The following is a 7,453-nucleotide window of genomic DNA, read 5'->3' as shown; positions in this document are numbered from 1 at the left end:
GGGCGGGCGCCGCGACCGCCAGCTTCTGCGCGGTGCCGCGCTGCGGGTCTACGAGATCCACGCGGGCTTCGCCTTCGTCGAGGCCGAGGCGGATGGCTATACCGGCTATCTCGCCGCCGGAGCGCTGGCGGCAGCGGATCAGCCTGCCCCCAATGCTTCCGTTGCCTGCCGCGAGACCCTCGTCTGGGAGGCCCCCAGGGCCCGTGCCATGGCCGTGGCGCGTCTGGCCTTCGGCGCGCGGCTGCATGTCTTCGAGGTGCAGGACGGCTGGGCGCGCTGCGATGCGGGCCATGTGCCGGCCAGCCACCTGAACCTTGGCGAGACCGTGCAGCCCGATCCGGTCGAGGTGGCCGAGCGCTTGCTGGGGATGCCCTACCTCTGGGGCGGTAACGGTGCCGGGGGGATCGACTGCTCGGGCCTCGTGCAGGGCAGTTGCCGGGCCTGCGGCATTGCCTGCCCCGGCGACAGCGACATGCAGGCCGCCGAGCTGGGCGAGGCGCTGCCCGAGACGGCAGAGCTGTGCCGCGGCGACCTGGTGTTCTGGAAGGGCCACGTGGCCTGGGTCAGCGGGCCGGACCGGATCCTGCATGCCAATGCCCACACGATGTCGGTGGCCCACGAGAGCCTCTCTGGCGCCATCGCGCGGATTGCAGCGGCGGGAGAGGGGCCGGTGACCGGGCGGCGGCGCCTCTAGTCGGCGCTGTCGACCGCGCGGATCAGCTTGCGTTCCAGCACCCGCAGCACGGTCTTCAGGTCATGGCCCCGGCGCAGCACCTGCCCGTCCATGCCGACGACGGCATACATGCCCTGGCGCGTGCGCAGCTTGGGGCGCTTTTCGATCCGGTAGAGGGGGAATTCGGCAGAACGGCGGAACACCGAGAAGACCGCCACCTCGCGCAGCGAGGATATCCCGTAGTCGCGCCATTCGCCCGCGGCCACGAAGCGACCGTAGAGGGAGAGGATCACGCTCAGCTCGGTCCGGTGGAAGGCCACCTGGTCGGCGGAAACCCCCGGGATCGGGGCTTGGGGCTGCATGTTCATTCTTCGAATCTGCGCCTGCAGGGGGGTAAAATCAAGGTGCTTCTGAGGGGGCCGCGGGCCGTGGGACCTGCCGCATGCGGGCCGTGCCGCGGGAAAGGCGTTTCCCTGGGCGGCCGGCGGCAAGTTTCCCCCAGCCTGCGGGGAAACTCCTGACCATTTCGTGAGAAGCCATCTCGGCCCTTGGCGGATAAGCTTTGCCGGGTAGTCTGTCCGCAGTTCGCAACGTGGAGCATTTCCGATGAAGCCAAGAACCGCAGCAATTGTCGCCGTGATCGCCCTGGGCACGGCCGCGCTGACGCCGATGACGCCGCTGGCCCATGCCGAGGCGTCCAACCCCGCCGTCAAGGAGCGCATCGCCCTGATGGGCGAGATCCGCGGCAACTTCGCCGTGATCGGGGGCATGGCCCAGGGACGGGTCGACTTCGACGCGGCCAAGGCCGAAGAGGCCCAGGCCGCCCTGGCCGCCGCCGCCGCGATGATCCCCGAGAAGTTCGAGCCGCAGGAGACGGATCCCGAATCCGAGGCCTCTCCGGCGATCTGGGAGGACTGGGATCAGTTCACTGCCATCGCGGCCCAGCTGGAGCAGGCCGCCCTGGCGCTGGATGTCAGCAGCCTTGACGGCATCAAGGCCGGTTTCGGAAGCGTGGGGGGCAACTGCGGTGCCTGCCACAAGGCCTTCCGGGTGGAGTGATCCGGGTGATGGGAGGGGGCGTCCGCAAGGCGCCCCGTTTCCCTGGCTGCAGCGTTCCCCTAGCCGCAGCGCAGCTCGCTGACCTTGCCGTCCTTGGCGACATGGATGTTCAGCCGGTCGGGCCGGTGGTCCATGGTCGCCATCGAATCCGGGTGCAACACGCGAACCGGCCCCTCCCGCTGCGGGGTCATGTCGTCGGACCATTGCTGACCGACGAGGTCTTCGTGGAGTTCGCTGCCGCAGGGCGTCGCCTCGGGCGCGCGCGACATGGCGGCAAGCGTGGTCAGGGCCAGCAGGGCCAGGGTGGGGGCCAGGATGGGGGCGAGAGCGGGTCGTTTCATTCGGTATCCTCTTTTGGTCCGTAGCGGGCCATGAAGGTCTCAACCGCCTCGCGGGCGACAAGTTCCGCCTCGGCGTCAGGCACCTTGTCGATGATGCCGAACAGCAGCTTGGGCATCAGCCCGGCCTTGCACAGCTCGGCGAACTGGGCGGCGGCCATGTCGGGGTTCTCGATCCGCAGCTCGCCGCGCTCGGCGGCGCCGCGCAGGTAGCCCGAGAGCAGGCGATGCGCCATCTGCGGCCCCTTGGCATAGAAGTCGCGTGCCAGCTCGGGGAAGCGCCCGGCCTCTGCGGCGGCCACCCGGAACATCGAGATCATCATCGGCGAGGACAGGTTGCCGACCATCTTGCGCGCCGCGCCCATCAGCAGGGCGCGCGGAGGCAGGTCGGGCATGACCACGTTCTGCGCCGCCTCGGCCTGACGGGTGCATTCGCAGCGGGCGATCTCGAAGAACAGCAGCCGCTTGTCGGGGAAATAGCTGTAGAGCGTCGCCTTCGAGACCCCGGCCTCGCGGGCGATCTCGTCGACATTGGCGCTGTCGAACCCGTCTTTCAGGAAGACGCGGCGGGCGCCCTCGAGAACCTGGTCGTATTTGCGCCCCCTGCGGGTTGGCGCCTGCTGCGTATCCATGTGGCCTCCGAGCTACGAGCGGATAATGCAGACTTGCCCGCCCCCCGGCAAGGCCCGGCCATTGACGGGACCACGCTTCCTGCGATGATCCTGCTTCCAGAGGGAGGAGAGCCAGAATGTACAGCACCGGAAAGATCGCCTACGAGCCGCTGCCCCTGCCGCCGCGCGACGAGATCGGTGACGCGCAGATGCTGGAGGCGGCGCGGGCCTTCCACGCGCTGATGAAGACCCGCCACACGATCCGCGATTTCAGCGACCGTCCGGTCGATGCGCAGGTGATCCGCGACTGCGTCGCCGCGGCCGGGCTGGCGCCCTCGGGGGCCAATCACCAGCCCTGGCATTTCACCGCCATCGCCGCGCCCGCGCTGAAGGCGCAGGTCCGCGCCGCCGCCGAGGCCGAGGAAGAGAAGTTCTATGCCGGCGCGGCGGGGGACGAATGGCTGCAGGCGCTCGAACCGATCGGCACCGGGGTCGACAAGCCGCACCTGGAACAGGCGCCCTGGCTGATCGTCGTCTTCGCGCAGCGCTACGGCATGACCCGGGACGGGACCCGCTACAAGAACTACTACGTGCCCGAAAGCGTCGGCATCGCCACCGGCTTCCTGATCACCGCGCTGCACAATGCCGGCCTGTCCTGCCTGACCCATACCCCCAACCCGATGCGCTTCCTCAACGATCTGTGCGACCGTCCCGAGCACGAGAAGCCGGTGATGATCCTGGCCGTCGGCCACCCTTCGCCCGAGGCCACCGTGCCCGCGGCTGCGAAGATCAAGAAACCCCTCGATGAGATCCTGACCCTGCTGACATGACCGCCATTTACGTCGATGCCGATGCCTGCCCCGTGAAAGCCGAGGCCGAAACCGTGGCGACCCGCCACAGGGTGACCGTCTGGATGGTCTCCAACGGCGGGCTGCGGCCCTCTCAGAACCCCTACGTGCGTCACCAGATCGTCGATGCCGGGCCGGACGAGGCCGACAAGTGGATCGCGGAACGCGCCGGGCCCTCCGACGTTGTGGTGACGGGTGACATCCCGCTGGCGGCGAAATGCGTCGCCGCCGGGGCCACCTGCCTGCGCCATAACGGCGAGAGGTTCACCGAGGCGAACATCGGCCAGCAGCTTGCCATGCGCGATCTGATGGCGGACCTGCGCGCCGCCAATCCGCTGGGGGCCGGGGGCGGGGGCAAGGGCTTTACAAAGGCCGACCGCTCTCGTTTCCTGAGCGCTCTGGAAACCGCACTGCGCAGCGCTGCGAAAAAGGGAAATTGATCTCCAAATGACGGATACCCCCATCAAGGCTGTCGTCTTCGACATCGGCAACGTGCTGGTCGAATGGCACCCCGAAGCGCATTACGACCGCAAGTTCGGTGAAGAGCGGCGGCGCGAGGTCTTCGCGGCGGTGGACCTGCACGCGATGAACGACCGCGTCGACCGGGGCGGCGACATGGCCGAGCTGACGGCGCTGCTGGCCGAGGATCACCCCGAGTACCGGGACGAGATCCTGACCTGGCACGCGGACTGGCTGACCATGTGCGCCCCTGCCATTCCGCACAGCTGGCGCCTGCTGCGTGCCCTGCGGGCCAAGGGCATCCCGGTGTTCTCCCTGACCAACTTCGGTATTGGCACCTACAGGATCGCTGCCGCCGAATACCCGGTGCTGAACGAGTTCGACCAGGATTACATCTCGGGCCACATGGAGGTGATCAAGCCCGATCCGCGCATCTACGAGATGCTGGAAGAGGGCTCGGGCCTGTCGGGGGCCGAGCTGATCTTCACCGATGACCGCTCGGACAATATTGCCGCCGCCGCTGCGCGCGGCTGGCGGACGCATCACTTCGAGGGCCCCGAGGGCTGGGCCGCGCGCCTGGTGGCCGAAGGCCTGCTGAGCGAAGCCGAGGCGAAGTGAGCCTCGCGCCGCTGCTCTGGCTGGCCGGTGCCGGCGGGGCGCTGGCCCTTGCGCCCTTCCTGCGCGAGGACATGCGCCCCAAGGTCGCCGAGCGGCGAGGCAGGGTGCCGGGCGAGATCGCCGAGCTGCCCGCTGGCCGCACCCGTTTCCGCTGGTACGGCGAGGCGGGTGACCCGGTGGCGATCTGCATCCATGGCCTGACCACCCCGGCCTATGTCTGGGACGCGGTGGCACCGCAGCTGGCGGGCATGGGCTATCACGTGCTAACCTACGACCTGCTGGGGCGCGGCTGGTCGGACCGTCCCGGCGGTGCGCAGGAGGCGGGCTTTTTCACCACCCAGCTTTCGCAGCTGATGGCCGCGCTGGATATCGACGGCCCGGTGACGCTGTTCGGCTATTCCATGGGCGCGGCGGTGGCGACGGCCTATGCCGCCGAGCACCCGGGGCGGATCGAGAAGCTGGTGCTGGTCGCACCCGCGGGCATGGGCGGCTATCCTGCCGGGCTGATGCGCTGGATGCGCGACGCGGGCTGGACCGGACGCTGGCTGTTCCAGGCGCTCTATCCCGGGATGCACCGCCGCGCCGCCCGCCGTGCCGTCGCCGAGGGGGTCCCGGATCAGGTGGCGAAGCGGCAGGCGGGCGAGGCGCTGTGGCGCGGCTTCACGCCGGCGGTGCTGGCCTCGCTGCGCGGCATCCTGCGCGATCCGCAGGAGCTGGAGCATCGCCGCGTCGCCAAGGCGGGCGTGCCGATGCTGACGATCTGGGCCGCAGAGGACCGCGCCATCCCGCTTGAGGGGATGGGCGTCATCTCGCGCTGGAACCGGGCCTCGGTGCAGAAGCAGGTGGCGGGGGCGGGGCACTGGCTGCCCCTCTCCCATCCTGACGCGCTGGTGCGCGCCTTCCGCACATGGCTTTGGGAAGACGGCGAGATCTGACTCCGCTCAGCCCCGGGCGACTGACATCGGCGCTTCGCTGCGGTTCTCGCGCACCGGCAGGTGGATCAGCGCCGAGAAGGCACCGACGCCGACACCGATCCACCAGACCAGCGTGTAATCGCCGTGGATGTCGTACATCTTGCCGCCCAGCCAGACCCCCATGAAGCCGCCGATCTGGTGGCTGAGGAAGACGATGCCGTAGAGCGTGCCCATGTAGCGCATCCCGTAGATATGGGCGATCAGGCCGCTGGTCAGCGGCACCGTCGCCAGCCACAGCCCGCCCATCAGGGCCGAGAACAGCAGCACCGAGCCGGGCGTGATCGGCATCAGGATGAAGACCCCGGCGACGATGGTGCGCAGGGTGTAGATGCCCGCCAGCAGGTACTTCTTGGGCAGCGTCTTGCCCAGGTAGCCCGCCAGCAGCGTGCCGCCGATGTTGAAGACCCCGATCAGCGAAATGGCGATGGCACCAAGGGCCGAAGTGGTCTCGATCCCCATGTTGGCCAGGATGCTGCCCGAGGCGATCGGGCCGCAAAGCTCTGTCACGAAGGCGGGGAAGTGGGCGGTGATGAAGGCCAGCTGGTAGCCGCAGGAGAAGAAGCCCAGGAAGATCATCGCGAAGGTCGGATCCTTGCCGGCGCGGACCAGGATCTGGCCGAGGGTCTCTTCCAGCTCGGCCTTGGTGGCGGGCGGCGTCTGGGTGCGCATCATCGGCAGCAGCAGAAGCACCAGCAGGATGGCGGCGGCGAAGACCAGGAAGACGTTCTGCCAGGGCATCAGGCCCAGCAGGAATTCCGCCGTGGGCGCGCCGATGACCTGCCCGGCGCTGCCCGCTGCCGTGGCGATGGCCAGCGACATCGAGCGGTTCTCGGGCGAGGCGGCTCGGCCCACCACGGCGAGGATCACGCCGAAGCCGGTGCCGGCGATGCCGAAGCCCACAAGGATTTCCAGGCCCCAATGCGCCTCGGGTGTCACCGCGAAGGAGGACAGCACGAGGCCGAGGGAATAGATCACCGCGCCGAGGATGATGGCCCTGCGGTCGCCCAGCTTTTCGGCGAAGGCGCCGAACAGCGGCTGGCCGATGCCCCAGGCGAGGTTCTGGATCGCGATGGGCCAGGCTGAAGTCGGCGCGCATCCAGTTGAACTCTTCCGCGATCGGGATCTGGAAGACACCGAAGCTGGCGCGGATGGCGAAGTTGATCAGGATGATCACGCAGCCCGCGATCAACACGGGGGTGAAAAGGCGGGCTGTCGGTTGCATGGGGCTCCTCCCGTTGGTTCGCGCAGATTAGGCGGGATCGCTGACAGGTCAATTCAGCCTTTGTGAACGCCGCTATTCCGCATTGTGCGCTTTCCCGGGGCGCGGGGCCGTATTATCACCGGCACATGAAGTGCCTGTCCGATCTCTACAAAGCCCGCGTCTCTGCCGGAGACATCCGCCCCGACCCGGCGCAGGAACATGTCCTGCCCGAGTTCGACCGCATCGGCGAGGGGCTCTCGGCCCCGGTGAAGCGCGGCTTCTTCGGGCGTCGGAAGGCCCCCGAGGCGCCGAAGGGCCTCTATCTCTGGGGCGGGGTCGGGCGCGGCAAGTCGATGCTGATGGATCTCTTCGTCGAGGGGCTGGAGGTGCCGGTGCGCCGGGTCCACTTCCACGCCTTCATGCAGGAGATCCACGAGGGGATGCATGCGGCGCGCAAGGCCGGTGTCGAGGACAGCCTGAAGCCGGTGGTCGACAAGATCACCGCAGAGCTGCGCGTGCTGGCCTTCGACGAGATGCAGATCACCGACATCACCGATGCGATGATCGTCGGCCGCCTGTTCGAGGCGCTCTTCGAGGCCGGTGTGGTGGTGGTGACCACTTCGAACCGGGTGCCGGACGACCTTTACAAGAACGGGCTGAACCGTCAGCTCT

General features: G+C 68.4%; 10 protein-coding genes and 1 pseudogene. 7 read left to right on the top strand and 4 right to left on the bottom strand.

Annotated elements, in window-relative coordinates; translation table 11 throughout:
- Positions 1-694 (top strand): C40 family peptidase (locus tag OS124_RS0114715; protein WP_010140510.1); only part of this gene is annotated, 694 nt, incomplete at its 5' end.
- Here the strand turns inward: OS124_RS0114715 and OS124_RS0114710 are convergent.
- Positions 691-1,041, bottom strand: a complete 351-nt coding sequence (locus OS124_RS0114710; protein ID WP_010140509.1) for a DUF2794 domain-containing protein — start codon at positions 1,039-1,041, stop codon at positions 691-693. The two genes, OS124_RS0114715 and OS124_RS0114710, sit on opposite strands and share 4 nt — an antisense overlap.
- A gap of 238 nt (positions 1,042-1,279) precedes the next feature.
- On the opposite strand from OS124_RS0114710, the gene OS124_RS0114705 reads away from it, so the two are divergent.
- A complete protein-coding gene (locus OS124_RS0114705; RefSeq protein ID WP_029375464.1) occupies positions 1,280-1,732 on the top strand; it encodes a c-type cytochrome in 453 nt (150 codons plus the stop codon).
- Positions 1,733-1,791: 59 nt separating this feature from the next.
- Here the strand turns inward: OS124_RS0114705 and OS124_RS0114700 are convergent, their stop codons facing one another.
- Both OS124_RS0114700 and OS124_RS0114695 read right to left on the bottom strand, forming a co-directional pair.
- A complete protein-coding gene (locus OS124_RS0114700) occupies positions 1,792-2,073 on the bottom strand; it encodes an I78 family peptidase inhibitor (protein ID WP_010140507.1) in 282 nt (93 codons plus the stop codon).
- A complete protein-coding gene (locus OS124_RS0114695) occupies positions 2,070-2,702 on the bottom strand; it encodes a TetR/AcrR family transcriptional regulator (protein ID WP_010140506.1) in 633 nt (210 codons plus the stop codon). Before OS124_RS0114695 ends, OS124_RS0114700 begins: the two co-directional genes overlap by 4 nt.
- 116 nt (positions 2,703-2,818) lie before the next feature.
- On the opposite strand from OS124_RS0114695, the gene OS124_RS0114690 reads away from it, so the two are divergent.
- The 4 genes from OS124_RS0114690 to OS124_RS0114675 are packed head-to-tail and all read left to right on the top strand — an operon-like array spanning position 2,819 to position 5,541.
- Positions 2,819-3,511, top strand: coding sequence for a nitroreductase family protein (locus OS124_RS0114690; protein ID WP_010140505.1), 693 nt, complete (start codon positions 2,819-2,821; stop codon positions 3,509-3,511).
- Complete coding sequence (locus OS124_RS0114685) at positions 3,508-3,969, top strand: YaiI/YqxD family protein (protein ID WP_010140504.1); 462 nt, start codon at positions 3,508-3,510, stop codon at positions 3,967-3,969. Before OS124_RS0114690 ends, OS124_RS0114685 begins: the two co-directional genes overlap by 4 nt.
- 7 nt (positions 3,970-3,976) lie before the next feature.
- Complete coding sequence (locus OS124_RS0114680) at positions 3,977-4,606, top strand: HAD family hydrolase (RefSeq protein WP_010140503.1); 630 nt, start codon at positions 3,977-3,979, stop codon at positions 4,604-4,606.
- Positions 4,603-5,541, top strand: coding sequence for an alpha/beta fold hydrolase (locus OS124_RS0114675; protein ID WP_010140501.1), 939 nt, complete (start codon positions 4,603-4,605; stop codon positions 5,539-5,541). The genes OS124_RS0114680 and OS124_RS0114675 overlap by 4 nt, the downstream gene beginning before the upstream one ends.
- Before the next feature lie 6 nt (positions 5,542-5,547).
- On the opposite strand, the pseudogene OS124_RS24780 reads toward OS124_RS0114675, so the two are convergent.
- A pseudogene (locus OS124_RS24780) lies at positions 5,548-6,802 on the bottom strand (MFS transporter).
- A gap of 125 nt (positions 6,803-6,927) precedes the next feature.
- Here OS124_RS24780 and zapE point away from each other — a divergent pair.
- On the top strand, positions 6,928-7,453 hold a 526-nt coding region (zapE, locus tag OS124_RS0114665), incomplete at its 3' end, for a cell division protein ZapE (RefSeq protein WP_010140499.1).

The organism is Oceanicola sp. S124 (assembly GCF_000220565.1).
Taxonomy (GTDB): Bacteria; Pseudomonadota; Alphaproteobacteria; order Rhodobacterales; family Rhodobacteraceae; genus Pseudooceanicola.
This window is presented reverse-complemented; position numbering and strand designations above follow the sequence as displayed.

Bases quoted from the DNA above. Each gene is read 5' to 3' on its own strand.
- OS124_RS0114710 (WP_010140509.1), bottom strand. From the start codon at position 1,041: ATGAACATGCAGCCCCAAGCCCCGATCCCGGGGGTTTCCGCCGACCAG.
- OS124_RS0114705 (WP_029375464.1), top strand. From the start codon at position 1,280: ATGAAGCCAAGAACCGCAGCAATTGTCGCCGTGATCGCCCTGGGCACG.
- OS124_RS0114700 (WP_010140507.1), bottom strand. From the start codon at position 2,073: ATGAAACGACCCGCTCTCGCCCCCATCCTGGCCCCCACCCTGGCCCTG.
- OS124_RS0114695 (WP_010140506.1), bottom strand. From the start codon at position 2,702: ATGGATACGCAGCAGGCGCCAACCCGCAGGGGGCGCAAATACGACCAG.
- OS124_RS0114690 (WP_010140505.1), top strand. From the start codon at position 2,819: ATGTACAGCACCGGAAAGATCGCCTACGAGCCGCTGCCCCTGCCGCCG.
- OS124_RS0114685 (WP_010140504.1), top strand. From the start codon at position 3,508: ATGACCGCCATTTACGTCGATGCCGATGCCTGCCCCGTGAAAGCCGAG.
- OS124_RS0114680 (WP_010140503.1), top strand. From the start codon at position 3,977: ATGACGGATACCCCCATCAAGGCTGTCGTCTTCGACATCGGCAACGTG.